We start from the raw sequence: 26,918 nt of genomic DNA on the forward strand, positions 1-26,918 counted from the left end.
TCGCCCGACGGCAGGGTCTTCGGTGTTTCCGGAGCCCCTCTCTGCGCGCCGCCGGGGCCGGATACTGTGCTGGCCATGGCGAATGCAGAGATCGGCTCAGACATCGGTGCAGAGATCGGTGTGATCGGCGGCTCCGGCTTCTACTCGTTCCTCGGCGACGTGACCGAGGTCCAGGTGGACACCCCCTACGGACCGCCCAGCGACTCCCTCTTCCTCGGTGAGATCGCCGGCCGGCGGGTCGCCTTCCTGCCCCGCCACGGTCGCGGCCACCACCTTCCGCCGCACAGGATCAACTACCGGGCCAACCTGTGGGCGCTGCGGTCGCTCGGCGTACGCCAGGTGCTCGGCCCCTGCGCGGTGGGCGGTCTGCGCCCCGAGTACGGGCCGGGCACACTGCTCGTGCCGGACCAGCTGGTCGACCGTACGAAGTCCCGGGTGGGGACGTACTTCGACGGGCTGCCGCTGCCCGGTGGCAGCATCCCGAACGTGGTGCACGTGTCGCTGGCCGACCCCTACTGCCCCGCCGGACGTGCGGCCGCCCTGAAGGCCGCGCGCGGCCGGGACTGGGAGCCGGTTGACGGCGGCACGCTGGTCGTGGTCGAGGGGCCGCGCTTCTCGACCCGCGCAGAATCGTTGTGGCATCAGGCGCAGGGCTGGTCGGTGGTCGGCATGACCGGCCATCCCGAGGCGGCGCTCGCCCGTGAACTGGAGCTCTGCTACTCGACGATGACGCTGGTCACCGACCTCGACGCGGGCGCCGAGTCCGGCGAGGGCGTCTCGCACGACGAGGTGCTGCGGGTCTTCGCGGCGAACGTGCACCGGCTGCGCGGCGTGCTGTTCGACGCGGTGGCCGCCCTGCCGGCGAACGAGGACCGGGACTGCCTGTGCACGAACGCGCTGGGCGGGATGGATCCGGGGTTCGAGCTGCCGTGACGAGGTGCCGGGGAGGAGCCGGTAAGGGCGGAGCCGATAGAAGCGGAGCCGATATGGGCGGAGCCGATAGGGGCGGGACTCCGGAACTCGTGCACTCCTGAACTCGTGCACTCCGGAACTCCCCGTTCCGGTGAGGGAGTTGTCCACAACCCGTCGGTAGTCCACCGGCGTCGGCAGAGATCGCCGCGAGGCCTCATCGTGGGCCTGCAAGCCGATTCCTCGACGCAGGTGGTGATCCGCGTGTCCCTCCCTCCCCCGCTCCTCTTCCCCTCCCCCTCCACCCCTCGCCCACCCGGCACCGACGCACCCGCCACCTGCGAGGTTCCGCACTTCGCTCCCGTGCGGGTGCGCGGCGGGCGGTATCGGCTACGGCGGCTGGTACGACACCGCAGGCGAGCCGTGGCCGCAGGCCTCGCCGTGACCGCGGCCGCGCTGGTGGCGGTGGGGCCACAGGCCACCGACCCGGCGCGTGGGCATCCGGTGGCGGATCCCGTACGGAAGCACCGTGCCGTCGAGATGGTGGCCGCGCCGGTGCGGATCGCCGACGGGGCCACGGTCCGGCTGCTCAGGCCCGGCGACCGGGTGGACGTCGTCGCCGCCCAGGAGACGGCGACGGGCGGCGACGCCCGCGTGGTCGCGCGCGGGGCGCGGGTGACCGAGGTGCCGGAGCCGTCGGACAGCGGGGCCGGCAGCGGGGCACTGGTGGTGCTCTCGGTTCCCCGTTCCACTGCGGCGCACCTCGCCGGCGCGAGCGCGACGGCGCGGTTGGCGGTGACGGTGTGCTGATCCACGATGTGCGGATCCTGCGCGGATTCCCGCCAAGTCCGTCGTTCGAGCCACCCGGCTGGGATCAGCGGTCCCGCGTTGCCGTAGGTTGCGGAACTGTTTGTTCCCCAACCTGTGCGTGCGAGAAGAGGCCCCGAGGTGAGCTTGAAGAAGGAACCGAGCGTCTGGCAGGGCTTCAAGGCCTTCCTGATGCGCGGGAACGTCGTCGATCTGGCGGTGGCGGTGGTCATCGGCGCCGCGTTCACCAACATCGTGAGCTCGGTGGTGAAGGGGCTCATCAATCCGCTGGTCGGGACGATCGGCACCACGAACCTCGACAACTACAAGTCGTGTCTGAGCGAGTCATGCAAGGGCAACCAGGGGATCCAGCTCCTGTGGGGCTCGGTCCTCGGCGCCACCCTGACGTTCGTGATCACCGCGGCCGTCGTCTACTTCCTGATGGTGCTGCCCATGGCGAAGTACCTCGCCCGCGTCGAGGCCCGCCGCAAGGCTCGGGAGGGCACACACGAGGTGATCGAGGTGACCGAGCTGGAAGTGCTGAAGGAGATCCGCGACGAGCTGGTCGCACAGCGCGCGGCCAGGCGCGACGAGCGGTAGCGGCAGCGGCCCGCGCGGCTCAGAGGTGGTGGGGCGGCTTCTCGTCGAGGAAGCGCTTCAAGTCGGCCGCCCGGTCGCCGTCGGAACGCGGTCGCTCGCCCCAGCCGCGGTCGGTGTCGTCCGAGGACTGCTGGTCCAGCGGGTCGTCGAAGATCAGCGCGGGCTTGGGGGCGCGCGGCTCGGGAGCAGGGGCGGAGGTCATGCGTCCAGGGTACGGCCCCGGGGGCGCGCGGCGGCCGGGCCGTTCCGGTGGCCCGCCCGGTCCGCGGGACGTGCGCCCAGAGGGCACCTCCGTGCCTGCTGCCAAGGAAGTCCCGCCGGTTGTCTGCTGTGCTTGGTTCCATGACGACCAGCTCGACTCCGCCACCCGCGTCCTCCGGCACACCGGCGAACCGCAGACCACTGCGCAGGCTCGCGGCCAGGGACCGCGGGGAGGCGCACCGCGTCGCCTCGCCGCTCGAACTCTTCTTCGACCTGTGCTTCGTCGTGGCCATCGCCCAGGCGGGCGTGGAGCTGGTCCACGCCATCACCGGTGGGCACGCGGCCGAGGGGATCCTCAACTACGGGATGGTGTTCTTCGCCATCTGGTGGGCGTGGATGAACTTCGCCTGGTTCGCCTCGGCGTACGACAACGACGACGTGCTCTACCGGCTCGTCACCCTGGTCCAGATCGCGGGAGTGCTCGTACTGGCGGCCGGGGTCTCGCGGGCCTTCGAGGAGCACGAGTTCCTCGTCGTCTGGCTGGGCTACGTGATCATGCGGGTCGCCATGACGGCGCAGTGGCTGCGCGCGGCACGGTCGACCGAGGGCGCCGAGCGGACCATGGGGCTGCGCTATGCCGCGGGTGTGTCGCTGTGCATGATCGGCTGGCTGGGGCTGGTGGTGCTGCCGGAGGGCGCCCGGGTGTGGGTCTTCGTGGTGATGGCGGTCCTGGAGATGTGCGTGCCGCCGTACGCGGAGAAGGACCACCCGACGTCCTGGCACCCGCACCACATCTCCGAGCGGTACGGGCTGTTCACGATCATCGTGCTCGGCGAGACCATCGCGGCGGCCACCGTGGCGGTGAAGTCGGGCGTCGACGAGAACGACGCCCTGGGCGAGCTGCTGCCGATCGCGGCGGGCGGGCTACTGATCATCTTCGCCGCCTGGTGGATCTACTTCGCGGTGCCGATCCACGGCCATCTGCGCACCAACCGGCAAGCCTTCCTGTGGGGGTACGGCCACTACCTGATCTTCTCCTCGGCCGCCGCGGTCGGGGCGGGCCTGGAGGTGGCGGTGGAGCAGGCGGTCGGCAAGGCGCACCTCTCCACCTTGGAGGCTTCGGCCGCGGTGACCCTGCCCACGGCGCTGTATCTGCTCACCGTGTGGGCGCTGCACTCCCGCTACTACAAAGTGGGCATCGCCCAGCAACTGGTGCTGCCGACCACCGCGTTGCTGGTGATCGTCTGCACCTTCCTGGGCTCCTGGGCGGTGTTCGCGGCGGGCCTGGTGTCGGCGCTGGCGGTGGCGGCGGGGGTGGCGCTGGCGGCGCGCGGGGGCCTCCGAGAGCGTGGGGCGAGCGGATCGAGCGGGGAACGCGCGACGAGTCCGGCCGGCTGACCGGGGCGCTCTCGTGAGAGGCCGGGCGAGACTGGCTCCATGACAGTTGACGCATTGACGGACGTCACCGGAGTGCGGGTGGGGCATGCGACACGCACCGGCGGGGGCTGGCTCACCGGCACCACGGTCGTCCTCGCCCCGGAAGGCGGCGCCGTCGCCGCCGTGGACGTGCGCGGCGGCGGTCCCGGCACCAAGGAGACCGACGCGCTCGACCCGCGCAACCTCGTGCAGAAGGTCGAGGCGATCGTGCTGACCGGCGGCAGCGCGTACGGGCTCGACGCGGCGTCGGGGGTGATGGCCTGGCTGGAGGAGCAGGGTCGCGGGGTGCGGGTAGGAGTGGACCCTGCGCACGTGGTGCCGGTGGTGCCCGCCGCCTGCGTCTTCGACCTCGGGCGGGGCGGCGACTTCCGGGCCAGGCCCGATGCCGCCACCGGCCGGGCGGCGGTCGAGGCGGCCGCGGCGAGCGCGGTCGGGGCGCGGGTGCAGGAAGGGTGCGTGGGCGCCGGCACCGGGGCGGCCGTGGGACCGATCAAGGGCGGGATCGGCACCGCAAGCGCGGTGCTCGGCTCCGGGGTCACGGTGGCCGCCCTGGTGGTGGCCAACGCGGCGGGGTCGGCGATGGATCCGGAAACGGGCGTCCTGTACGGGGAGTTGTTCCAGGGCCGGGTGGACTACCCCGAGCCACACGTCCACGAGGCCGCGCGCGGCCGTCTCGCCGAGAGCGCAGCGAAGAACGTGCTCCCCCCGCTGAACACCACGCTCGCCGTGGTCGCCACCGACGCGGATCTGTCGAAGGCGCAGGCGCAGAAGCTCGCCGGTACGGCGCACGACGGCATCGCGCGCGCCGTACGGCCGGTGCACCTGCTCAACGACGGGGACACGGTGTTCGCCCTGGCGACCGGAGCGCGTCCGCTCGACGCCGGGCACCCCCTCGCGCTGAACGAGATCCTCGCGGCGGGCGCGGACGTGGTGACGCGGGCGATCGTGCGGGCCGTGCGCGCCGCCGAGTCTGTGGTTGGGCCCGGCGGGGTGTGGCCCTCCTACCGGGAGTTGTACGGAGGTCGGTAACAACAAGGCTGCGTTCGCACGCGATTGTCCCGGTTCTGTCACGTGATCGCCTTCATCGGGGACGGCGGGAACCTCACGGCCCGCCGATTCCCTCCTTTCACACGCACTGGAACGGACAACGCACATCACACGAACCTGGAGCAGCCCGTGACAACGCCGGACATTGCAGCGCGGCGCGTACGCGTACGCGTACTGGGGGCCTGTGCCGCCCTGATGGTCGGCGCCCTCACCCTGACCGCCTGCGGTGGCGACGCCAACGCCAACTCCAACTCCTCGAACTCCTCGAACAACGGCAAGGGCGGCGACGGCTCGTCCAAGACCTCGACGGCGAAGATCGTCATCTCGGCGAAGGACGGCTCGACCGACGCGTCGATCAACACGACCGGCGTGAAGGTCAGCGACGGCAGGCTGACGGACGTGAAGATGACGGTGGCGGGGTCGGGGCAGACCGTTGCGGGGGCGATATCCGCGGACGGCGTGGTCTGGAAGCCCAAGGACCAACTGGAGCGCGGGACGAAGTACCAGATCTCGGCGACCGCGAAGGACGGGAGCGGCCGTACGGCGGCCGCCAATTCCATCTTCACCACGGTCACTTCGGCCAACAGCTTCATCGGGACGTACACGCCGGACAACGGGACGACGGTCGGTGTGGGAATGCCGGTGTCGTTCGACTTCGACAAGGTGATCAGCGCCAGGAAGGCCGTGCAGTCGCACATCACGGTCACGTCGAGCAGTGGGCAGAAGGTGGTGGGGCACTGGTTCGGGGCACAGCGGCTCGACTTCCGGCCCGAGGAGTACTGGAAGGCCGGCTCCAAGGTCACGATGAAGATCGACCTGGACGGTGTCGAGGGTGCGAACGGCGTCTACGGGGTGCAGAAGAAGACCGTCACCTTCACCATCGGGCGTTCGCAGGTCTCCACGGTGGATGTGAACACGCAGACCATGACGGTCGTGCGGGACGGCAAGACCCTCAAGTCGGTGCCGATCTCTTCGGGCAGCCCGGAGCACACCACGTACAACGGGCAAATGGTGATCTCCGAGAAGTTCGTGCAGACGCGCATGAACAGCCAGACGGTGGGCCTGGGCGGCGAGTACGACATCCCGGACGTGCCGCACGCGATGCGCCTGACCTCGTCCGGCACGTTCATCCACGGCAACTACTGGTACAGCCAGAGCAATCCGCCCTTCGGCCGCGAGGGCACCAGCCATGGCTGCGTCGGGCTCGCGGACGTGCAGGGCGCTCAGGGCGCCACGAACGCCAAGTGGTTCTACGACAACTCGCTGATCGGGGACGTCGTGATCGTCAAGAACTCCCCCGACAAGAAGGTCGCCCCCGACAACGGGCTCAACGGCTGGAACATGCCGTGGAGCGAGTGGGTGGCGGGAAGCGCCGCCTAATCGCCTTCTGACCAGCAGCTTCTGACAGATCGTCGGGCCGTGTGGGAACTTCTCACACGGCCCGCGCGTTTTCTGTGCGTACGTTTTCTCGGTTCCCGGACATGATGTCCGACCGAGGGGCTACGGTATGCACCCACAAGGTGACATGCAGCAACGCCGGGAGAAACCTTGAGCGTTCCGTACGAGACGGCAGCGTACGAACCCGCCGAGTCGCCCGAGTCTCCGGAGGAGCATCTCGCGCGACTCCTCGGTCGTGCCCTGAACTCCTTCGAGCTGCCGGACGAGGCGATACTACGGTTGGACTGCGCGCTGGCGCACGACAGTTCGCTGCACTCCGCGCACCACAGCGCGGGGTTGCACCGCGAGACGTACCGGCACACCTGGCTGCTCGTCGACGGCTCGGCGGTCACGCTCTGGGAGCTCGTGCACAACACGGCACCGGGCAGCGCCGCGCAGCACGAGGTGTATGTCGACGAGGAGGAGCTGCGTGCGGCCACCGCGCGGCTGCCGCTGCCGCCGGACGCAGCGGACTTCGAGCTGCCGGTGACGGTGCAGCTGTCGCCGGTCCCGGCGCCGCGGCACGCGTATCTGCCGGACGACTCCGCGGATCACGCGCGGCGGCTGCTGCGCCGCGCGGAGAACCCGGACCGGCCGGGTGCGGAGACGGCCGCGCGGCTCGCCACGGCGTTCGCGCACCAGATCACACAGGCCTTCGGACGCCCGTGCCGGGCGGGCCGGGCCGGGCTGTGCTTCTCGCTCTACGAGCACGCGTTCCTGCTGCGTGACGGCGCGGAGGTCTCCCTCTGGGAGGTCGAGCACACGGCGACGCCCGACGGGCGGCACATGTGCGAGGTGTACGTCAGCGAGGACGCGGCCCGGGATGCGATGGAGCGGCGGGCGGCACAGGTCTCCTGACCCGTCGGCCCGCGGGTCAGCAGCCCGCGAGTCAGCAGCCCGCGGGTCAGCAGCCTGCGGGTCAGCAGCCTGCGGGTCAGCAGCCCGCGGGTCAGCGGCCGTCGCTGAGCTGTCGTACCAGCCCTGCGAAGGCGTCCCGCTCCGTCGGCGTCAGTTCGACGTACTCCAGGTGGGGAGGGAACTGCCGCTGGTGCGGAAGGGAGCGCAGGGGGGTGCGGCCGGTGTACCAGAGGGTGCGGAAGGCAAGCCGCAGGCTGCCGGCCCCGGAGCGGCCGCGGCGCACAAGGCGGATCAGGCCGAGCGTCCAGACGACGGCCGCGAAGGCGAGGACGGCCACGCCCAGCGACTGGAGGATCGAGACGTGCTCATCGGGCATGCGCCCCAGTAGACACCACGGTCCGGGACTTTGGCCCCGGACCGTGACGTATCTCGCAGTCGTCACAGGTAAGACACATGCCCCTCAGGTGCACTGATCAACTCACAGTGCGCCAAAGGGGCATGCAGGGCCTCGATGTCAGGCGGCCACCGGCTGCTTCGCCTGGGCCGTCGACGTCGAAGTGTCGGCCGTCGTGCCCGGGTTCGCCGCCCCCGGTGCCGGCTTGCGCATGCCCTTCAGGAAGACCACCAGCGTGGCGCTGACGCACACGCCGACCGCGATGGCGATCAGGTAGAGGAAGGCGTTGCCGATCAGCGGGACCACGAAGATGCCGCCGTGCGGGGCGCGCAGGGTGGCGCCGAAGGCCATCGACAGGGCGCCGGTGATCGCGCCGCCCACCATCGAGGAGGGGATGACGCGCAGCGGGTCGGCCGCGGCGAACGGGATGGCGCCCTCGGAGATGAAGGAGGCGCCCAGGACCCAGGCGGCCTTGCCGTTCTCGCGCTCGGTCTCGGTGAAGAGCTTGCCGCGGACCGTGGTGGCCAGAGCCATCGCGAGCGGCGGGACCATGCCGGCGGCCATGACCGCGGCCATGATCTTCATCGCGGAGTCGCTCGGGTTGGAGACGGCGATACCGGCGGTGGCGAAGGTGTACGCGACCTTGTTGACGGGTCCGCCGAGGTCGAAGCACATCATCAGGCCGAGCAGCAGGCCGAGCAGGATGGCGTTGGAGCCGGAGAGTCCGTTCAGCCAGTCGGTCATGCCCTTCTGGGCGGAGGCGATGGGCTTGCCGACCACGACGAACATCAGGAACCCGACGATCGCCGAGGAGATCAGCGGGATCACCACCACCGGCATGATGCCGCGGAGCACCGCCGGGATGTTGATCTTCTGGATCGCCATCACCACGCCACCGGCCAGCAGACCGGCGACCAGGCCGCCGAGGAAGCCCGCGTTGATCGTGGAGGCGATCATGCCGCCCACGAAGCCGGGGACCAGACCCGGCCGGTCCGCCATGCCGTACGCGATGTAGCCCGCCAGCACCGGGACCAGGAACCCGAAGGCCACGGCGCCGATCTGGAACATCAGGGCGGCCCAGCTGTCGGTCTGGGTCCACACGAAGTGGTTCATCACCGAGGGCGCGGACTTGATCTCGTATCCGCCGATCGCGAACCCGAGGGCGATCAGCAGACCGCCGGCCGCGACGAACGGGACCATGTAACTCACGCCGGACATCAGCCACTTGCGCAGCTTGGTGCCGTAGCCCTCGCCGGATTCTCCGGCCCGCTCGACCGGGGTGCCGGGCGCGGCGCCCGCGGTCACCTCACCGCGCTCGGCCTTGCCGCGCACCTCGGTGATCAGCTCGCCGGGGCGGTTGATGCCCGCCTTGACGCCGACGTCGACGGTCGGCTTGCCGGCGAAGCGCTCCTTCTCCCGTACGGGGACGTCGTGCGCGAAGATCACGGCGTCCGCCGCGGCGATGACGGCCGGGTCGAGCCGGGTGAAACCGGCCGAGCCCTGCGTCTCGACGGTGACCTCGACGCCCGCGTCACGGCCCGCGTTCTCCAGCGACTCGGCCGCCATGTACGTGTGCGCGATGCCGGTCGGGCAGGACGTGACGGCGACGACACGGAAGGGGCGCTCGTCCGCCGAGGGGGCGCCCGGCGCCGGGGCGGACGCGTTCTCGGCGCTCGCACCCGGTGCCGGGGCCGTGTTGCCCGCTGCGGCGTCGGCGGAGGCCGCCCCCGACGCCGCAGCGGAGTCTTCGGAGCCGGTCGCGGCCGGCTCGTCCCCGCGGATCAGTGCGGCCGCGGCCGCCGCGTCGCCCGCCGAGCGCAGTGCGTCGGTGAACTCGGCGTTCATCAGCTGCCGGGCCAGCGACGACAGGATCGTGAGGTGGGCGTCGTCGGCGCCGGCGGGCGCCGCGATCAGGAAGATCAGGTCGGCGGGGCCGTCCGCCGCGCCGAAGTCGATGCCGGCGGCGCTGCGCCCGAAGGCCAGCGTCGGCTCGGTGACGTGCTCGCTCCGGCAGTGCGGGATGCCGATGCCGCCGTCGAGGCCGGTGGGCATCTGCGCTTCGCGCGCGGCCACGTCGGCGAGGAAGCCCTCCAGGTCGGTCACCCGGCCCAGGGACACCATGCGCTCGGCGAGGGCACGCGCCGCCGCTTCCTTCGTATCGGCGGACAGGTCGAGGTCGACCAGGTCCGCGGTGATCATGTCGCTCATCGCGGGCTCCTTCGCACGCGTATCGCCCGGGGGGTGGGGTGGGCGGGGGTGGGGACGGGGGTGCTGCGGGGGGTGGGATCAGTGGGGGCGGGAGCGGGGCCGGGGAAACCCCGCCTCCCGTCGGCGGATACCAGTAACAGGGAGCCTCGCCGCATTGGCGCTGCGCCGGCTGTGCCGATCCGCGGTGCTGCCGCGGGGCCGTCTGCCGTCGGCCGTGTGCAGCGCCGTCGTGGCTGGTCGCGCCCGCGCGGCGGAGCCGCGTATGTCACAGCCCGGCGCCCCTTCAGGGTGCTGCCGCACCGCAGCGGCGTTCGTCCGACCTGCTTGGGGACCTGTCCGGGCAGCATGAGACCGGACAATACGGGATACGTCATGACACCGGCTCCCTCAGTACGCGGTCCACCGGCACGTCGGCCGTCACCGTCACCGCCGCCGGATCCAGGTCGCGCGGGGTCGGCATCAAGCTGCCCGGCAGCTGGACGGCCGCCGCGCCGTGCGCGACCGCCGAGGCCAGCGCCTCCGGGCCGCCGCCGCCGGCGATCAGGAAACCTGCCAACGACGAATCGCCGGCACCCACGTTGCTGCGTACGGCGTCCACACGCGCGTTGCCGAACCAGGCGCCCGAGGCGTCCACGAGCAGTTGCCCGTCGGCGCCCAGGCTCGCGAGGACGGCGCGCGCGCCCATCTCCCGCAACTCCTCGGCCGCCTTCACCGCGTCGCCGACGGTGAACAGGGGGCGACCGACGGCCTCCGCGAGTTCCTCGGCGTTCGGCTTCACCACGTCGGGCCGCTCGCGCAGCGCCGCGAGCAGGGCGGGTCCGGAGGTGTCCAGGGCGATCCGCGCGCCCCCTGCGTGCACCCGGGCGACGACATCGGCGTACCACGCCGGCGCGAGCCCCCGCGGAAGGCTCCCGCAGCAGGCGATCCAGTCCGCGTCGGGCGACTGCCGGTGCACGGTGTTCAGCAGCAGTTCCTGCTCCTGGGCCGAGAGCTCCGGGCCGGGTGCGTTGATCTTCGTGAGCACCCCGTCCGCCTCCGCGAGCGCGATGTTCGAGCGGGTGGCCCCGGCGACCGGCACCGGCGCGACCTCGATGCCCTGCGCGTCGAGCAGCTCGGCGACGAGCGCGCCCGGTGCGCCGCCCAGGGGCAGCACCGCGACCGTGCGCTGCCCGGCAGCTGCGACCGCACGCGAGACGTTCACACCTTTGCCGCCCGGGTCCATGCGCTCACCGGTGGCGCGGATGACCTCGCCACGGTAGAGCGAGGGGATCTCGTACGTGCGGTCCAGGGACGGGTTCGGGGTGACGGTGAGGATCATGCGCGCACTACTTCCGTGCCGCCGCGCTCGATGGCGGTGGCGTCTTCTGGGCTCAGCCCGCTGTCGGTGATCAGCAGGTCCACGTCGCTCAGGTCACCGAAACGCGCGAAGTGCTCCTGGCCGTGCTTGGACGAGTCGGCGAGCAGCACCACCCGGCGGGCCGCGGCCACCGCCGCGCGCTTGACCGCGGCCTCGGCGAGGTCGGGGGTGGTCAGCCCGTGGTCGGCGGAGAAGCCGTTGGCCGCCACGAACAGCACGTCCGCCCGGATCTCGCTGTAGGCACGCAGCGCCCAGGCGTCCACGGCGGCGCGGGTACGGTGCCGGACGCGCCCCCCGACGAGGTGGAGCTGGATGCCGGGGTGGTCCGCGAGGCGGGCCGCGATCGGCAGGCTGTGTGTGACGACGGTGAGCGACGCCTCCAGGGGCAGGGCGGCGGCGAGCCTCGCCACCGTCGTACCGGCGTCGAGGATCATCGTGCCCTCGCTCGGCAGCTCCGTGAGGGCGGCCTTGGCGATGCGGTCCTTCTCGTCGGTCGAGGTGCCCTCGCGCTCGGCGAGATCCGGCTCGAAGTCGAGCCGCCCGGCCGGTATGGCCCCGCCGTGCACCCGCCGGACCAGCCCCGCGCGGTCGAGGGCCTTCAGGTCCCGGCGGATCGTCTCCGCCGTCACCTGGAACTCCTCGGCCAGCGACACGACGTCCACCCGCCCGCCGTCACGGGCCAGCCGGAGGATCTCCTGCTGCCGCTCCGGTGCGTACATGTCCGTTCGCCTCCGACCCTGTGCCCGAACTTGTGGTTTCAGTGGGAGGCTACGCCCGGATTTCCGGAAAGTAAACAGGTTCGGGCGCCATCCAGACACAAACGGGCATCGGTGAAACAGGGACCGGCAGCATTACCCTGGTCTGAGGGACACACCCTCGGGGGGACGCTGTGGACCGGAGTGAGGCCGGCCTCCGTGACCGTCCGGAGCACGACTGGCACACGGAGGCCGTCGAAACGCTGCTGCGCTCAGAGACGTTCGCCAACCCCCATGCACGAGCCCTGCTGATCTGGCTGGTCGAAGCCGCCCTGGCGGAACGGGGCCCTTTAGCGGACACCCTCTACGAAAGCGCCCCGTCCTCACATCACCGACCCCCCACCACGGCCCTCCTGGAGTGCGTGGAACTCGTCCGACGCTGCGACCGCCGGCCCCGGGGCCTGCGCACCCTGGCCGCCACGTTACGGCTGTTGGAGCCGGACAGCGGACCCGCGCAGCGCGTGGCCGAGCTGGCGGAGGAACGCAAGGCCGCCCCGCCTGCGGGGGGCATGCGGCGACCGACCCTCCCGGACGCCCTTTCGGCACCGCCCGACCGGGACGAACGCAAGGATTTCTTCATCTCCTACGCCGCCGCCGACCAGCGGTGGGCGGTATGGGTCGCGTGGGAACTGGAGAGCGCCGGTTACCGAGTCCTGGTGCAGGAGTGGGACTTCGTCCCGGGCAGCAACTGGCAGCTCGGTATGGAACGGGGCATGTCCGAGTGCGAACGCGTCCTGGCAGTCCTGTCCCCGGCCTACGTCGAATCGGTGTACGGACGGCTTGAATGGCAGGTGGCGCTGGGGAGCGATCCGACCGGCTTCACGCGCAGGCTCGTACCCGTTCGGGTCACCCCCTGCCATCCAAGCGGGCTGCTGGCGGCCCTTGTCTTCATCGACCTGGTGGGGTTGACCGTGGAACAGGCGCGCACCCGGCTGCTCCACGGGATGGACTCAGTGCGCGCGGGACGGTCCAAGCCCCTCGGGCCTCCCCGGTATCCGGCCTCCGACCACGAGAAAGGGGAAGCGTGATGCCGCACGACGCCATCGGGGCCCATGCCGCGCGCGCCCGGTCCGCCCCGGCGGTCTGGGGAAACGTGCCGCCGAGCAACCCCAACTTCACCGGGCGCAAAGCCATGCTGGCGGAACTGCACCAGCGCCTGCTGCGGGACAAGGGAGCCGCCGTCGTGCCGCAGAGCCTGCACGGCCTCGGCGGCGTCGGCAAGACCTCGATGGCCGTCCAGTACCTGTACCGGCAGATGGCCGACTACGACGTCGTATGGTGGATCTCCGCCGAGCGCACCGCGCAGATCTCCGCATCGCTGGTGGAACTCGCGCCGCACCTCGATGTACCGACCGGACCGGACGTCGCCTCGACGGTCGGTTGCGTGTTGGAGGCGTTGCGCGCCGGACAGCCGTACGCCAACTGGCTGTTGGTGTTCGACAACGCCGAAAGCCCGGAGGCGATACGGCCGTTCCTTCCGGCCGGCGGACCCGGCACTGTTCTCATCACTTCCCGCAATCCGCACTGGGCAGAGATCGCCCGCCCCTTCGAGGTCGATGTCTTCATCCGCGAGGAGAGCAAGCGTGTGCTGCGCGAGCGGAGCCCGGACATCGACGACACGGACGCCGACCGGCTCGCCGCGGCGCTCGGTGACCTGCCGCTGGCCATCGAGCAGGCGGCGGCCTGGCACTCCGAGACCGGTATGCCCGTCGCCGAATACCTCCAGCTTCTCGAAGAGAAACGCGTCGAACTGCTGCGCGAGACCGCACTACCTCGGGCCCGGCATCCGGTCATAGCGGCCTGGAACGTCTCCCTGGACCAGTTGCAGGCCGAGAACCCGGCCGCGTACCAACTCCTGCAGATCTGCTCCCTGTACGCTCCCGAGCCGATCCCCCGCGCGTTGTTCGGGCGCAGGCCACGCGGCCCCGTCACGCCCGAGCTGGATCCGGTACTGGGCGATCCGATCCGGCTCGGACAGGCGATCCGAGAGATCAGTCGCTACTCGCTGGCCCGTGTCCACCGCCACGAGACCACGCTGCTCATGCACCGCCTGGTGCAGACCGCCGTGTCGTCCCGCATGACCGACGACGAACGGTCCGTCATGCTCCGGGCAGCTCATCTGCTGCTGGCCTCGAACGACCCCAACGCCCCGGACAACGCGCAGCACTGGCAGCGGTACAGCTCGCTGCATCCCCACGTCCTGGTGTCCGGCGCTGAGCGTTCCGACGAGGGCTGGGTGCGCAACCTCGTCGTGAACGAGGTCATCTACCTACTCCGGTGGGGAGACTACGAGTCCGGTCTGGAACTCGCCCGCACCGCCCACGGGACCTGGTCCCAGAAGCTCGGCCAGGACCATCCGCAGACTCTGCAGATGGCCCGCTGGCTGGGGTTCCTGCTCTTCAGCATGGGTCGCTACCAGGAAGCCGCCGACCTCAACTCAACAGTCCTGGAGGCTTATCGGCGCACGATGGGCCCCGATGCCCAGGACACCACCGACGCTCTCGGCAACGTCGCCATCGACCACCGCGTACGCGGCGCCTTCAGCGAAGCCCTCACCCTGTCAGAATCCGTCCACCGGCAATACCTGCGGTTGCTCGGCCCCGACGACCCCGAGACCCTGCGCGCCGCCCACAACCTCGGCGTCAGCCTCCGGCTCGTCGGCGACTTCGCCCGCGCCCGTGATCTCGACCGGCGGACCTGGACCGGCCTCACCCAGATCTACGGCCACGACAACGTGACCTCGCTGAACACCTGGCTCGCCTACGTTGTCGACACCCGCGAACTCGGCCAGTACGGCGAAGCGCTGGCCCAGCACCGGGAGATGGCCGAACAGATCGACCAGCTCTTCGGCCATGACATCCCCCTTCGCCTGTCCTGCCGACGCCACCTCGCCGTCACGCTGCGCAAGGCGGGCAGACACGAGGAGGCCCTGGACGCGGCGGAGCGCGCCAACGCCGCTCTGAGGCGGCGCCACGGCATGAGCAATCCCGAATCCATATGCTCCGCACTGGAGTTGAGCGTCCAGCTGCGCGACGCGGGTCGACATCAGTCCGCGCTCGCCCTGGGCATGGAGACCTGGCATCTGTACACGCAGACGTACGGACGCATGCATCCGCACACCCTGTCGGCCGCAGTGAACATGGCCGTCACCTTCCGGTGCACAGGCAACGCGGCCGCCGCCCGGCGCATCGACATTCTTGCCCTGCGGGGCTTCGTCACAGCTCTCGGTGAGACGCATCCGTCGACCCTCATCTGCCGCACCAACCTCGCCAGCGACCACTACGCCCTCGGCGACGCGGCCATCGCCCACGACCTCGACACCGAAACCCTCCGCCGCTCCCGCGAGGTCTTCGACGAGGACCACCCCTCCACCCTCGCCTGCGCCGCCAACCTCGCCATGGACCTCCGCACCCTCGGCCACACCGACCAGGCCACCACCCTCCACACCGACACCCAAGAACGCCTCAGCCGCAAACTCGGCAGCAGCCACCCCGCCGTCACCCAAGCCGCCGACTGGGAACACCGCGCCAACTGCGACATCGACCCCATGCCGTTATGAGCCGACTGCCGAAGCCCTGACGGGCTGTCACCCCATCCGTATCCTGGACTCCTGGACGCAACTTCTTCGGGGGGTGTTGTGGACACGGACGACCCCAACCCGCGTGCCCGGGCGGACGGCGGTCGCAACTGGCCCATGAACGTGGTCCAGGCGCTGCTGGCCTCGCCCAAGCTCGCGGACGGTCTGACCCGGGCGCTGCTGTTCGAGCTGGTGGGGGCGGAGCTGGCTCAGCCGCTGGAGGCGGCGGACCAGCCGAGCCTGATGCGCGAGTTCCTGGAGCTGGTGCGGTACTGCGAGGAGCAGCAGGGTGGTCTGATGGCGTTGGCGCACGCGGTGGAGCGGATCGAGGGCCCGGGCTGGACCTCCCATGTGGTGGGCGAGCTGGTGCGGCAGCGGCTGGCCCGGGCGCCGGCGGCCCAGGTCAACGGGGTCGAGGGCGCGGCGCAGCGGCGGATCGACGACCGGCGGGACTTCTTCGTCTCGTACACCGCCGCGGACCGCGGATGGGCCGCGTGGATCTCGTGGCAGCTGGAGAAGGCGGGTTACAGCGTCCTGGTGCAGGACTGGGACTTCGTCGCGGGCAGCAACTGGCTGTTCGGCATGGACGGGGGCGTGACACAGTGCGAACGCACCATCGCGGTCCTCTCCCCGGCGTATCTGGGCTCCGTCTACGGCCGGCTGGAGTGGCAGGCGGTCCAGAACGGCGACCCGGACGGACTGCTGCGCAGTCTCGTGCCGGTGATGGTGGTGCGTTGTGCTCCGCGGGGCCTGCTGGGCTCGGTCGTGCACATCGATCTGTCGTCGCCGGATCTGGGCGACGAGGCCGCCCAGGAGCTTCTGCTGGCGGGTGTCGGCGGTGCGCGCACCGGCCGCTCCAAGCCCGCCGTGGCGCCCCCCTTCCCCCGCTCGGAGGGGCCGCGTTGACGGAGGCGGGCGGCGAGGACCGCAACGCCTCCCGGATACGCCACCGGATCGGCGCGCAGACGGCGCTGACGCTGCTCGGGATGCGCGCGCTGGACACCTCGGAGGGACGCGCAGAGCTGGCCGCCGCGGTGGGCCGGGAGACCGGGCGTCCGCTCGCGACACGGGACGAGCACACCGTCGCGGAGCAGTTCCTGAACGTGTTCCGGCACTGCTCCCGGGCCCCGGACGGGCTGTCGGTGCTGGCGGACGTGGTGCACGGCCTGGATCCGTACTGTCCGCAGGTGTACGCCGTGCGGCGGCTCGCCGACGAGTGGACCGCGGTGGGGTCGCTGGAGGGGCTGGCGGTTCTCGGGACCTGGAGCTTCCTCGCCGACGCGTTGCGCCCGCTGCAGCCGCTGCCGTACCCGTACGAAATGCGGTCCGCCCTCATCTGGCTCGCCACCGGAAAACGGCTGACCGAACCGCCGCCGCACGCCGAGAACCCCTGGCACGACTTCCTGTACCTGGCGGGGCAGAACGCGGCGCCCGGTCAGCTCCCCCCGTGGATGTTCCACCTGGACCTGTGCACCCAGCAGATGAGCCGGGAGCTCAGAGACGAGGTGATGGCCCACAACCGGCACTGGTCGCTGGGCCTCGGTCTGTCCGAGCTGCTGGACGAGGAGCGGAACAGGGCGCGGGGGTCGTCGGTGTCCGGGGTGGCCCGGCAGCTGAGGCGGTATCTGGCGATCCGTATCGAGACGGACCCGTTGAACAACACCCAGTACCACGTGTTCCCGTCGCACATGGCGGACGGGCCGGGCCGCGGCTGGGTGCAGGGGCAGCCGCGGCACCAGGTGCCGGTGGAGCAGCTGGAGGACGTGGTCGGCTCGATCGTCCGGCAGACCGAGCGGCACCGGCGTACGGGGCCCGCCGATGAGGCCGAACCGGCGCCGCTCTACCTGGAGTTCGTACTGCCGTTCGAGCTGCTGAACCTGCCCGTGGAGTGGTGGCCGCACGACTGGGACTGGGCCCCGCAGGTCACGTCGGCGAGCGGGTTCTCGGTGGTCATCCGCAGCCTGGACCGCTTGCAGACCCGGGAGTGGCACGAGTTCTGGAACACCCGCTGGCGGCAGCTCGGCGCGGACGAGCCGCCGTCGCACTCGGTCTGCTACGCGGCCGACACCCGGGTGCGGTCCGGTGCGCCGCAGACCCTGGAGCAGCGTCTCGACGAGGACCAGCACCTGGTCGCCCTGGTGCTGAGCGAACCGCCGCTGACCGGCACCGGGGACGGCAGCGAGGAGTTGCACACCGCCCTGCGCATGGGGCTGCCGGTGGTGATCTGGAACCGCGCCGACCGGGCCACGACGGGGCTGCGGGAGGTTCTGGACGAGTTGCTCGACGGCGGCCTGAAGCGGTTCCCGGCCAGAGTCGACGCCTACCGCCGCGAGGCCGCCGGCCAGAACGGCGACGCCGCCTCCGCCGGCCGCACCGGCCACATCGGCCGCCATCTGACGGTCCTGTGGGACGACGCCGAACGCAACCCGATGGATCCGGACCCGGCCTGACCGCAGGGCGGGGCACGTGCACAGCCGTACGACCGGACCGCGCAGTGCGTCCGGCAACCGGAGAGGACACCGCTGATGTCGCCGACCGCCGAGTCCTGGGGCGTCTACCGAGGAACCGGCCTGCCCGGCTCCGCGGCCTCCGGCCCCTGGCCGGAGCCGCCACCCTGGCGCCGGTTCCACCACGGCCCCAGCCTGCCCCCGCCGCCCGACGACCCGTACGCCTCGTCCGTGCTCGGCGACGGAACGAAGCCGCTGCCGGCCGCCCCCGACGAGGTCGAGCGGGTCAACGCGGCGCTGGCCCTGTGCCGTCCGCTGCTGGTGACCGGCGAGCCCGGCACCGGCAAGTCGGCGCTGGCGTACCGGATCAGCCGCGAACTGGACCTCGGCCGGGTTCTGCGCTGGCGCGTCACCAGCGTGTCCACGCTCCAGGAGGGGCTCTACGACGGGACCGGCCGGCTCGGCCCGCTGGGCACCGCCTTCCTGCCGTACCGCCGACCGCGCGTCCTGCTCCTCGACCGGCTGGACCGGGCGGAGATCGCGCTGCCTGAGGACCTGTGCACCGTGCTGGACGCGGGCGGGTTCATGGTGGCCGGGGCTCCCGCGCACGTGGCGACCGACGACGACGCGGAGGCGGCGGTGCCGCTGCGCGGCGGGACCGTACGGTGTCAGGCCTTCCCCCTGGTGGTGATCACCACCGGCGGCGACCGCGACCTCTCGCCCGCGCTGGCGGGCCGATGCGTGCCGCTCACGCTGCCGCCGCCGACCCGGGCGACCCTGGAGGCCATCGCGACGGCACGCTTCCCGCAGGGTCTCGCGGAGGACGTCCTGACCGCCTTCCTGGACCGCGCCGAGACGGCCCGGGGCCCGGTGGTACGCCGACTCCTCGACGCACTGCACCTGACGGCCCAGGGCGCACTGACCTCCCTCGCGGAAGGCCGCAACTGGCAGGAGGCCCTGGACACGGTGTGGACATGGACAGCGGCGGAACAGCCGTGAACAGCGCTCCGCTGGACAGAGGGCGATGTGCCGTCTGTCATCTGCGGCGCCGTCGTGGCTGGTCGCGCCCCGCGGCGGAGCCGCTCACTGATCCAGCCCCGCGCCCCTTTGGGGCGCTGCCGGACTGCGGGGGACTTCGCGCGCCCTGGTCGGTGCAGGGCGCCGTTCCGGCCCCCACCACGGGAACGGAGGTCGACACGCCATGACCCCACCCCCCGTCTGGCCTCCGCTGCCGGCCGAACTACCCGAAGCATTACGCCGCACCGGCACGGCTCTCCGGCGGCCCGCCGCGCACCCCGCAGGCGCTCGCTGGGACGTCGCCGTGGTGGGCGATTCCGGGCCCACCATGGGGATCTGGGAGGCGACGGTGCGGGCGTTCGCGCGGGGGCTGGAGCGCACCGGCGCCTTCGGAAGGGTCACCGTGCACCGGCTCCCGTACGGGCGCGGAACGGCTCCGGCGACACTGCCGCGGCACGGCGCTGCGGGCAGGCTGACCCTGGTGCTCACCGACGGTGCCGGGCCGCACTGGCGTGACCACGGCGTGGAGCCCCTGCTGCGTCGCTGGGCGCAGGCCGGGCCGCTCTGTCTGATTCACCTCCTGCCGCATCCGGTGTGGCCGGTGACGGGTCTGCGCGGCTGGCAGGTGCAGTTGCGCTCCCCCGCTCCGGGGGCGCCCAACAACCGGCTGCGCTGGCGGGCCCGCGGTCTGGGCCCGGACCCGTACGACCTGCCGCCCACGCCGGGACGGCCCGACGTACCGGTCCCCGTGCTGGAGCTGTCCGCCCGCTGGCTGGACGCCTGGTCGAGCCTGCTGGGCGGGGCGCCCCCGCGCTGGCTGCCGCTGACCGTGACCTTTCCCCGCGCCCGCGTACCCGGCCCTCCCGAACCGGAGCCGCAGCAGCAGGACGCCCCAGCGCTGGTGGCCCGGCTGCGGTCGGCGGCACCCCAGCAGGTGTTCACGCTGGCCACCATGCTCGCCGCGATCCCCCTCACCGACCCGCTGGTCCGGCAGGTGCAGGACGCGCTGCTGCCGGGCAGTTCGCTCACCGACTTCGCGCTGCTGCTCGCGCAGGGCGTCGTCCGTCCCGCCGACCGCGCGTTCCCCGCCTACGAGTTCGCGCCCGGCGTGCGCGAGGAGCTGCTGGCCGCCGGACGCCGTACCGACCTGGTGCGGGTTGTCGAACTGGCGGGGGATCGCCGGGGACCCGGCGGGGAACACTTGTGGCGACTGCCCCGGCTGCTGCGCGGCGAGTCCGTGTCCCAAGTCCCTCCGGTGGACGCGGAGTCCGGTCCGTGGCTGCTGGCCGAAAGCGCCGTGCTGCACGCCCTGTCCGGGCCGTTCCTGAAACCGGCCGGAGAGGTGGACGAGGCGGTCGCGGACCTCCGGGAGGAGCCCGCGCACCGGCCCTCGTCCAGCACCATCGCACCTTTTCCATCCAGCGACACCGTCGCCCGCACCCCGGGCGACGCCGACCACCCGACGCATCAGGGGAACAGGAGGCCGGCGATGCCACAGCAGGCCCCGGCGAACACGGCGGGTACCGATCGCACCAGGAACACCCCCACGGTCTGGGGGAACATCCCGCCGCGCAACCCGAACTTCACCGGCCGCAAGGAGCTCCTGGAAGCCCTCCACCAGCGGCTGTTGCAGGAGAAGACGACAGCCGTCCTGCCCCACGCCCTGCACGGCATGGGAGGCGTCGGCAAGAGTCTGCTGGCCGTGGAGTACCTGTACCGGCGGATGTCCGAGTACGACGTGGTGTGGTGGATCTCCGCCGAGCGCACCGCGCAGATCTCCCTGTCCCTGGTGGAGCTCGCCCCGCGCATCGGCATCGCGGCTGGCAGCGACGCGTCCTCGACGGTCGCGGCCGTCCTGGAGGCGCTGCGCATCGGACAGCCGTACGCCAACTGGCTGTTGGTGTTCGACAACGCCGAAAGCCCGGAGGCGGTACGGGCGTTCTTCCCGGCCGGCGGCCCCGGCAACATCCTCATCACCTCCCGCAACCCCCAATGGGCCTCCATCGCCCGCCCGTTGGAGGTGGACGTCTTCCTCCGAGAGGAGAGCAAGCAGCTGCTGCGGCTGCGCGGCCCGGAGATCAGCGACGAGGACGCCGACCGGCTGGCCCAGGCGCTGGGCGATCTGCCGCTGGCCATCGAGCAGGCGGCCGCCTGGCACGCGGAGACCGGCATGCTGGTCGACGAATACCTGCGCCTGCTGACGGAGAAACGCGTGGACCTGCTGCGCGGCACGGCCCCGCTGGACAACCAGCATCCGGTCATCGCGGCCTGGAACATCTCCCTGGACCAGCTGGAGACCAAGAACCCGGCCGCCTACCAGCTCCTCCAGGTCTGCTCCTTCTACGCCCCCGAGCCCATCGCCCGCTCCCTCTTCGCCCGTATGCCACGCGGCTCGATCGCACCGGAGCTGGACCTGGCTCTGGAGGACCCGATCCGGCTCGGCCAGGTCATACGGGAGATAGGCCGCTACTCCCTGGCCCGCTTCAACCACCGCAACAACTCCCTCCAGATGCACCGCCTGGTCCAGGCCGCCCTGCTGTACCGGATGACGGAGGAGGACCGGTCGACGATGCGGCGCGGGGCGCATCTGCTGCTGGCGGCGAGCGATCCCAACGACCCGGACGATGTGCTGCGCTGGGAGCGCTACGGCTCGCTCTATCCGCACGTGGTCGTCTCCGAAGCGGCCCAGTCCGACGAGGGCTGGGTGCGCAACCTCGTCGTCAACGAGGTGATCTACCTGCTGCGCTGGGGCGACTACGACTCCTGCCTCGACCTGGCCCGCACCGCACACCGGACCTGGACCGAAAAACTCGGGGAGGACCACGCGCAGACCCTGCAGGTGGCCCGCTGGCTGGGGTTCCTGCTCTTCAGCATGGGCCGTTACCAGGAAGCCGCCGACCTCAACTCGACGGTGCTGGAGTCCTATCGGCGCACCATGGGGCACGACGCCCAGGACACCATCGACGCCCTCGGCAACGTCGCCACCGACCACCGCGTACGCGGCGCCTTCAGCGAAGCCCTCAGTCTCTCCGAATCCGTCCACCAGCAGTACCTGCGCCTGCTGGGCCCCGACGACCCCGAGACCCTGCGCGCCGCCCACAACCTCGGCGTCAGCCTGCGGCTCGTCGGCGACTTCGCCCGCGCCCACGCCCTCGACCAGGAGACCTGGCACGGCTTCATCGATGTATACGGCCAGGACCACGTCGCCTCGTTGCGCACCTGGCTCGGCCATATCCTCGACACCCGCGAACTCGGCGACTACAGCGTCGCCCTGACGTTTCACCGGGAACTCGTCGAGCGGTGCAACTCCCTGCTCGGCAGCACCAACCCGCTCAGCCTCTCCGGCCTCCGGCATCTCGCGGTGGCGCTCCGCAAGGCCGGTGAACACCAGGAGGCGCTGGAAACGGCGCAACAGGCTCGCACGGACATCATCCGCCGCTACGGCACACACAATCCCGAATCCATGGCCGCCACCCTCGAGTTGAGCGTCCACCTGCGGCACGGCGGTGACCTCGCCGAGTCGCTGCGCCTGGGCACCGAGATCTGCGGAGGATACGAGAAGGCGTACGGCAAGCACCATCCGCACGCGCTGTCGGCCGCGTTGAACCTGGCGATCACCTACCGCCTGCTGGGCAACCCGGCGGCCTCCCAGTACATCAACTCACTGGTGCTGGAGGAGTTCACGCAGACCCTGGGTGAGAACCACCCCTCGACCCTCATCTGCCGCACCAACCTCGCCAGCGACCACTACGCCCTCGGCGACGCGGCCATCGCCCACGACCTCGACACCGAAACCCTCCGCCGCTCCCGCGAGGTCTTCGACGAGGACCACCCCTCCACCCTCGCCTGCGCCGCCAACCTCGCCATGGACCTCCGCGCCCTCGGCCACACCGACCAGGCCACCACCCTCCACACCGACACCCAAGAACGCCTCAGCCGCAAACTCGGCAGCAGCCACCCCGCCGTCACCCAAGCCGCCGACTGGGAACACCGCGCCAACTGCGACATCGACCCCATGCCGTTGTAACGGGTCAGGCGCAACCGCACCCGGGCCGGCGGGCCAGCCATCGCGCGAGGGCGACCGGATCCGGCCGCCCGGGCAGCAACCGGCTGACGGCTACGACGAGTTCGGGGCTGTCGGTCAGCACCGCACCCGCGTCCCGTTCTCCGCACTCGGTCAACGCCAGGCCGAGGCCTGCCCAGGCGGCGGGTCTGGCGTCGGGCACGGCGAGCTCCTCGGCGTACAGCTTCACCGCGGTCTCCGCTTCCCCCGCCACGAGTGCCAGGTCGGCGGGACCGCACCCGCGCACCTCGGACTCGGGGGCGTCGTCAGCGAGCAGCCGCGCGAACTCCGCCGGGTCCACGATGCTGAGGCGGGCGAGCAGGGCAAGGGTGTCGAGGCGACAGGCGTCGGGGTCGGGATGCAGTTCCGGCTCCGGCGCCCGGTCGGCCGGCGGCCGGCCGTGCTCCCATCCCCGCGCCAGCTCCTCCGCGTACGCGGTGGGCGGGCGCAGGTGGTGGGCGCGCCAGGCCGCCTGATGATGTGCGGACGCCAGACGGGCGAGAGCCTGCTCGCGCTCGCCGACGGGTTCGTCACGCCAGGGGGCGCTCTGTTCCGTGAGCGCCTCGACGAGCTGACGTCCGAGCGGGGTCAGCAGAGGGTGACTGCGCAGGGTGGTGAGCGCGTGCTGCACGGCGTCACGCCACAACGCGAACTCGTAGCCCGCCAGCCCGTCGGTTCCGCGTGCACGCCAGTAGCGGGCGACACCTGAGAAGGCATACGCGCCGTGCACCAGCCCGCCGAGCGGACGCGGATCGTCCCGCCAGGGCGCGTAGAACAGGTCACCGCATTCCTCGAACAGCGGCACGAGGAAGATGAGGCCGTTCAACAGGGTGTGCCGGAACTCGTGGACGAGCGTCACGCCCAGCTCTGCCGGGAGTACCTCCGTGTCCTCGTCCGGCTCGGACAGCAGCACGCAGCCGAACGCGTCGCTCGATGAGGCGGTGCGCGATCGCAGGCGCTCCCGGTGCGGAAGGGGAACCAGGGACGACAGCCCGGCGGAGAGCGCGACGGCGTCGGCCCGGTGGTCGGTGACCAGAAGGGACCACATGGCCGAGATCCGGCGCTGCCAGTGGTCGAATTCGTCGGGTGCCAGCCGCCCGGAGGCGGCCAGGCCGGTCACCGCCTGATACGGGCCGAGGTCGTCGAGGGTGAGCGTGAGGGACAGACCCGCGTGTGCGGCACGCAGACGACGCAGTCCCTCCCAGCCCGGAGCGTCGTGTTCGGGGTCCTCGGGCAGCGTCACCGCCTCGCCGGGCACAGCGACGCGGACGACGCCGTCCCGCGCCCGAACCTCGGCGGTGCCCCAGGGCTCGGCGGTGTCCAGGTGGGCCCGCCCCAGCCCCGGGAGGAACACGCTCCCCTCCCGCACCGGCACCCGCATCAGAAAGGGAGCACCCGCCAGGATCGCCACCGCTGCGGCGAACTGCCCGAGAAACCCGAACTCCACCCACAGGGGCACCTCTTGCCCCGCCACCGCACCGTCCGTCCGGGACAGCCGGCGGAAGAGGGTGGCCGCCCACAGGCCGACCTGTGGGTCGAGCAGGGCGGCGCGCAGAGCCTCGGGGGCACGCTTCTCGGCGCTCTCCAGCAGCTGCCACGCCTCCCGCACACCGGCGGCGGCAGCCTCGGGAAGGTCGTCGGCGGCGTCGAGGATCGCGCGCATGAGCAGAAGCCGGCGGCTGTACTCGACACTGAGGAGCAGGTCGACCGCGGACTCGTCCTCAGTGGTGGCCAAGAGTGCCTGAAGGACAGGCGCAGAGACATGGTGATGGTGCATCGGCACGATTTCCTCGTTCCCTGCCGGGAGTGCGTGCGGTGCACCATAACCGCTCACGCACGCGTGGCGGGCGCGTTGCCGGTCTCAGCAGGGGTCAGCTGCCGCTGGTCCCACCGATGGTGGAAAGCGGGCGGTTGACGCATTGCCTCAGATGCTCGACCGAGGATTCCAGAACCATGCCGTCGACAGCCGTGAGCTCCCCCAGAGAGAACCCTGACAAGTCGGGAAGCCAGCTCGACCGTGCCATTTCCGACACTGCCACCTCGGATGGAGTGGCCTGATTCCTCGATGCCATGACGTCCCGCCGCTTCCCCAGATTCCACTACACGCGGAACGGTCGCCCGCGCAGGATAGACATGTGTCGAAGATTACACAACACCCTGCCCCTGCAAAGACTCGGGGCAGGGTGTCAGCTGCGCTACCGGACCGAAGCGAGATCCTCCTGGTGAGCGGCGGCATCCCGCGTGCCGCTGGTGCGCAGCTCGACGGCACCGGCCTCCTCCGCCTGCTCCACCGTCTCCCCGGCCCGCTTCGGCAGAGCGAACATCAATACGAAGATGACACCCATCACCGCGGCGACCCACCCCAGCGCGTGCTGGAAGGCGTTCACGAAGGCCGGCCCCACCTGGGACCGCGTCAACCGGTCGCCGATCTCCCCGAAGAACACGACCGACACCAGCCCGAGCCCCAGCGCGTTCCCCATCTGCTGCACGGTGTTGATGAGCCCGGACGCCGAGCCGGCATGCTCGCGCGGCACGTCCGACAGCACCGCGTCCGTCAACGGGGCGACGATCAGGCCCATGCCGACGCCCATCACGATCAGGGGCAGCGCCATCTGCCAGGAGGCGATGGCGAGGCCGTAGCGGCCGGACTCCCAGATGTAGAGCAGCACGCCCGCCGCCATGAGCAGCGCGCCCGCCTGGAGCACCTTGCGGCCGAAGCGCGGCACCAGCTGCTGCACGGACAGGCCGGCGGCCGTCGAGACGGCGATCGAGAACGGCACCCCGGTCAGCCCCGCCCGCAGCGGGCTCCAGCCCAGGCCGGTCTGCATGTACAGCGTCCACACCAGGAAGAACACCCCGAGCGCGATGCCGAACACGGTCTGGACCGCGATACCGGCCGCGAAGCTCTTCACCCGGAACAGCGACAGCTCCACCAGCGGAGACCCGTCCCGTACGGCCTTCCGCCTCTCGTGCGCCACCAGCACCGCGAAGACGACGAGAGCGCCGGCCATCGAGAGGTGGCCCCACAGCGGCCAGCCCAGCTCACGGCCACGGGTCAGCGGGTAGAGCAGCATCGTCAGACCGACGGTGACCAGGGCGACCCCGACCAGGTCCAGCTTCAGCGCCCGCGGCGCCTTCGACTCGGTGATGAAGCGACTGCCGAGGATCAGGCCCGCGATGCCGACCGGGAGATTGATGAGGAAGATGGGCCGCCACTGAAGGCCCCACAGGTTCCACTCCGTCAGCAGCGCGCCGAGCAGCGGGCCCGAGACGGCCCCCAGCCCCACGATCGCGCCGAACAGGCCGAACACCTTGCCCCGCTCGTGGGCCGGGAAGGTGGCGTGCACGATCGAGAGGACCTGCGGCACCATCATCGCCGCCATACCGCCCTGCAGGATCCGGGAGGCGACCAGCATCTCCGGGTTCGCGGCGAAGCCGCACAGCGCCGACGCGAGGGTGAACCCACCGATGCCGATGAGGAACAGCCGTTTGCGGCCGTGGATGTCGCCGAGGCGTCCGCCGGTGATCAGCCCTGCGGCGAAGGCGAGGGCGTAACCGGCGGTGATCCACTGGATCTGGCTGACGGAGGCGTCGGCGTCCCGCTGGATCGACGGGATCGCGATGTTGACGATCGTGACGTCGACGAGGTCCATGAAGGCCGCGGTCATCACGATGGCGAGGGCGAACCAGCGCCTGCGGTCGCCTGCGGCGGGCCGAGCACCCGTGGTGCCCGAGGAAGAGGTCTCGGTGGAGGTCATACCCAGAAGCTAGACCCCTATTAGGTCAGATCGTGTCCTAGTTCTG

At 71.2% G+C, this 26,918-nt stretch carries 20 protein-coding genes; 13 read left to right on the plus strand and 7 right to left on the minus strand.

The genetic code is table 11. The annotated features are described in order from the left end of the window. The first annotated feature begins 75 nt into the window (after nt 1-75). The 3 genes from LJ657_RS18570 (at nt 76) to mscL (ending at nt 2,316) form a co-directional block, all read left to right on the plus strand. Nucleotides 76-933 carry an S-methyl-5'-thioadenosine phosphorylase gene (locus LJ657_RS18570; protein ID WP_232649731.1) on the plus strand — a complete coding sequence of 286 codons (858 nt, stop codon included), beginning with the start codon at nt 76-78 and terminating at the stop codon, nt 931-933. Between the two features lie 240 nt (nt 934-1,173). Continuing rightward, nucleotides 1,174-1,719, plus strand: coding sequence for a CpaB family protein (locus LJ657_RS18575; RefSeq protein WP_232649732.1), 546 nt, complete (start codon nt 1,174-1,176; stop codon nt 1,717-1,719). A gap of 138 nt (nt 1,720-1,857) precedes the next feature. Next, a complete protein-coding gene (gene mscL / locus LJ657_RS18580; RefSeq protein WP_232649733.1) occupies nt 1,858-2,316 on the plus strand; it encodes a large conductance mechanosensitive channel protein MscL in 459 nt (152 codons plus the stop codon). 19 nt (nt 2,317-2,335) lie between these two features. Here mscL and LJ657_RS18585 read toward each other — a convergent pair whose 3' ends face one another. Next, nucleotides 2,336-2,518, minus strand: a complete 183-nt coding sequence (locus tag LJ657_RS18585; protein ID WP_232649734.1) for a hypothetical protein — start codon at nt 2,516-2,518, stop codon at nt 2,336-2,338. Nucleotides 2,519-2,658: 140 nt separating this feature from the next. Between LJ657_RS18585 and LJ657_RS18590 the strand changes: the two genes are divergently transcribed. The 4 genes from LJ657_RS18590 (at nt 2,659) to LJ657_RS18605 (ending at nt 7,296) form a co-directional block, all read left to right on the plus strand. Beyond that, nucleotides 2,659-3,915, plus strand: coding sequence for a low temperature requirement protein A (locus LJ657_RS18590; RefSeq protein ID WP_232649735.1), 1,257 nt, complete (start codon nt 2,659-2,661; stop codon nt 3,913-3,915). 39 nt (nt 3,916-3,954) lie between these two features. Then, nucleotides 3,955-4,983, plus strand: coding sequence for a P1 family peptidase (locus LJ657_RS18595; RefSeq protein ID WP_232649736.1), 1,029 nt, complete (start codon nt 3,955-3,957; stop codon nt 4,981-4,983). A 147-nt stretch (nt 4,984-5,130) separates the two neighbouring features. Further along, on the plus strand, nt 5,131-6,381 hold the full coding sequence (locus tag LJ657_RS18600; protein WP_232649737.1) for a L,D-transpeptidase: 1,251 nt from the start codon (nt 5,131-5,133) through the stop codon (nt 6,379-6,381). A 168-nt stretch (nt 6,382-6,549) separates the two neighbouring features. Continuing rightward, nucleotides 6,550-7,296 (plus strand): DUF6227 family protein, encoded by a 747-nt coding sequence (locus LJ657_RS18605; RefSeq protein ID WP_232649738.1) that lies wholly within the window; start codon nt 6,550-6,552, stop codon nt 7,294-7,296. Between the two features lie 91 nt (nt 7,297-7,387). On the opposite strand, the gene LJ657_RS18610 is transcribed toward LJ657_RS18605, so the two are convergent. From LJ657_RS18610 to LJ657_RS18625, 4 genes are all read right to left on the minus strand, one after another. Next, complete coding sequence (locus tag LJ657_RS18610; protein ID WP_232649739.1) at nt 7,388-7,672, minus strand: hypothetical protein; 285 nt, start codon at nt 7,670-7,672, stop codon at nt 7,388-7,390. A gap of 138 nt (nt 7,673-7,810) precedes the next feature. Next, nucleotides 7,811-9,898 (minus strand): PTS fructose transporter subunit IIABC, encoded by a 2,088-nt coding sequence (locus LJ657_RS18615; protein WP_232649740.1) that lies wholly within the window; start codon nt 9,896-9,898, stop codon nt 7,811-7,813. Between the two features lie 370 nt (nt 9,899-10,268). Further along, nucleotides 10,269-11,216: a 1-phosphofructokinase gene (gene pfkB / locus LJ657_RS18620; RefSeq protein ID WP_232649741.1), complete on the minus strand. Its 948-nt coding sequence runs from the start codon at nt 11,214-11,216 to the stop codon at nt 10,269-10,271. Continuing rightward, on the minus strand, nt 11,213-11,974 hold the full coding sequence (locus LJ657_RS18625) for a DeoR/GlpR family DNA-binding transcription regulator (RefSeq protein WP_232649742.1): 762 nt from the start codon (nt 11,972-11,974) through the stop codon (nt 11,213-11,215). Before LJ657_RS18625 ends, pfkB begins: the two co-directional genes overlap by 4 nt. Nucleotides 11,975-12,144: 170 nt before the next feature. Between LJ657_RS18625 and LJ657_RS18630 the strand changes: the two genes are divergently transcribed. From LJ657_RS18630 to fxsT (LJ657_RS18655), 6 genes are all read left to right on the plus strand, one after another. After that, nucleotides 12,145-13,038 carry a toll/interleukin-1 receptor domain-containing protein gene (locus tag LJ657_RS18630; protein ID WP_232649743.1) on the plus strand — a complete coding sequence of 298 codons (894 nt, stop codon included), beginning with the start codon at nt 12,145-12,147 and terminating at the stop codon, nt 13,036-13,038. After that, nucleotides 13,038-15,569 carry an FxSxx-COOH system tetratricopeptide repeat protein gene (gene fxsT, locus LJ657_RS18635; RefSeq protein WP_232649744.1) on the plus strand — a complete coding sequence of 844 codons (2,532 nt, stop codon included), beginning with the start codon at nt 13,038-13,040 and terminating at the stop codon, nt 15,567-15,569. The genes LJ657_RS18630 and fxsT (LJ657_RS18635) overlap by 1 nt, the downstream gene beginning before the upstream one ends. 78 nt (nt 15,570-15,647) lie before the next feature. Continuing rightward, a complete protein-coding gene (locus tag LJ657_RS18640; protein ID WP_232649745.1) occupies nt 15,648-16,493 on the plus strand; it encodes a toll/interleukin-1 receptor domain-containing protein in 846 nt (281 codons plus the stop codon). Next, a complete protein-coding gene (locus tag LJ657_RS18645) occupies nt 16,490-18,037 on the plus strand; it encodes a VMAP-C domain-containing protein (protein WP_232649746.1) in 1,548 nt (515 codons plus the stop codon). Before LJ657_RS18640 ends, LJ657_RS18645 begins: the two co-directional genes overlap by 4 nt. Before the next feature lie 75 nt (nt 18,038-18,112). Further along, nucleotides 18,113-19,033 carry a MoxR family ATPase gene (locus LJ657_RS18650; RefSeq protein WP_232649747.1) on the plus strand — a complete coding sequence of 307 codons (921 nt, stop codon included), beginning with the start codon at nt 18,113-18,115 and terminating at the stop codon, nt 19,031-19,033. 202 nt (nt 19,034-19,235) lie between these two features. Then, nucleotides 19,236-23,078, plus strand: a complete 3,843-nt coding sequence (gene fxsT, locus LJ657_RS18655; protein WP_232649748.1) for an FxSxx-COOH system tetratricopeptide repeat protein — start codon at nt 19,236-19,238, stop codon at nt 23,076-23,078. A 4-nt stretch (nt 23,079-23,082) separates the two neighbouring features. On the opposite strand, the gene LJ657_RS18660 is transcribed toward fxsT (LJ657_RS18655), so the two are convergent. Next, entirely contained in the window at nt 23,083-24,849 is a 1,767-nt protein-coding gene (locus LJ657_RS18660; protein WP_232649749.1) for an HEXXH motif domain-containing protein, read from the minus strand. A 460-nt stretch (nt 24,850-25,309) separates the two neighbouring features. Further along, on the minus strand, nt 25,310-26,872 hold the full coding sequence (locus LJ657_RS18665; protein ID WP_232649750.1) for an MFS transporter: 1,563 nt from the start codon (nt 26,870-26,872) through the stop codon (nt 25,310-25,312). Nucleotides 26,873-26,918 lie beyond the last annotated feature (46 nt).

Origin of the sequence: Streptomyces guryensis (assembly GCF_021261325.1) — a bacterium.
GTDB classification, from domain to species: domain Bacteria; phylum Actinomycetota; class Actinomycetes; order Streptomycetales; family Streptomycetaceae; genus Streptomyces; species Streptomyces guryensis.

Coding starts and splice junctions, on each gene's coding strand:
- LJ657_RS18570 (WP_232649731.1), top strand. CDS start 76: ATGGCGAATGCAGAGATCGGCTCAGACATCGGTGCAGAGATCGGTGTG.
- LJ657_RS18585 (WP_232649734.1), bottom strand. CDS start 2,518: ATGACCTCCGCCCCTGCTCCCGAGCCGCGCGCCCCCAAGCCCGCGCTG.
- LJ657_RS18590 (WP_232649735.1), top strand. CDS start 2,659: ATGACGACCAGCTCGACTCCGCCACCCGCGTCCTCCGGCACACCGGCG.
- LJ657_RS18595 (WP_232649736.1), top strand. CDS start 3,955: ATGACAGTTGACGCATTGACGGACGTCACCGGAGTGCGGGTGGGGCAT.
- LJ657_RS18610 (WP_232649739.1), bottom strand. CDS start 7,672: ATGCCCGATGAGCACGTCTCGATCCTCCAGTCGCTGGGCGTGGCCGTC.
- LJ657_RS18615 (WP_232649740.1), bottom strand. CDS start 9,898: ATGAGCGACATGATCACCGCGGACCTGGTCGACCTCGACCTGTCCGCC.
- pfkB (WP_232649741.1), bottom strand. CDS start 11,216: ATGATCCTCACCGTCACCCCGAACCCGTCCCTGGACCGCACGTACGAG.
- LJ657_RS18625 (WP_232649742.1), bottom strand. CDS start 11,974: ATGTACGCACCGGAGCGGCAGCAGGAGATCCTCCGGCTGGCCCGTGAC.
- fxsT (WP_232649744.1), top strand. CDS start 13,038: ATGCCGCACGACGCCATCGGGGCCCATGCCGCGCGCGCCCGGTCCGCC.
- LJ657_RS18650 (WP_232649747.1), top strand. CDS start 18,113: ATGTCGCCGACCGCCGAGTCCTGGGGCGTCTACCGAGGAACCGGCCTG.
- fxsT (WP_232649748.1), top strand. CDS start 19,236: ATGACCCCACCCCCCGTCTGGCCTCCGCTGCCGGCCGAACTACCCGAA.
- LJ657_RS18665 (WP_232649750.1), bottom strand. CDS start 26,872: ATGACCTCCACCGAGACCTCTTCCTCGGGCACCACGGGTGCTCGGCCC.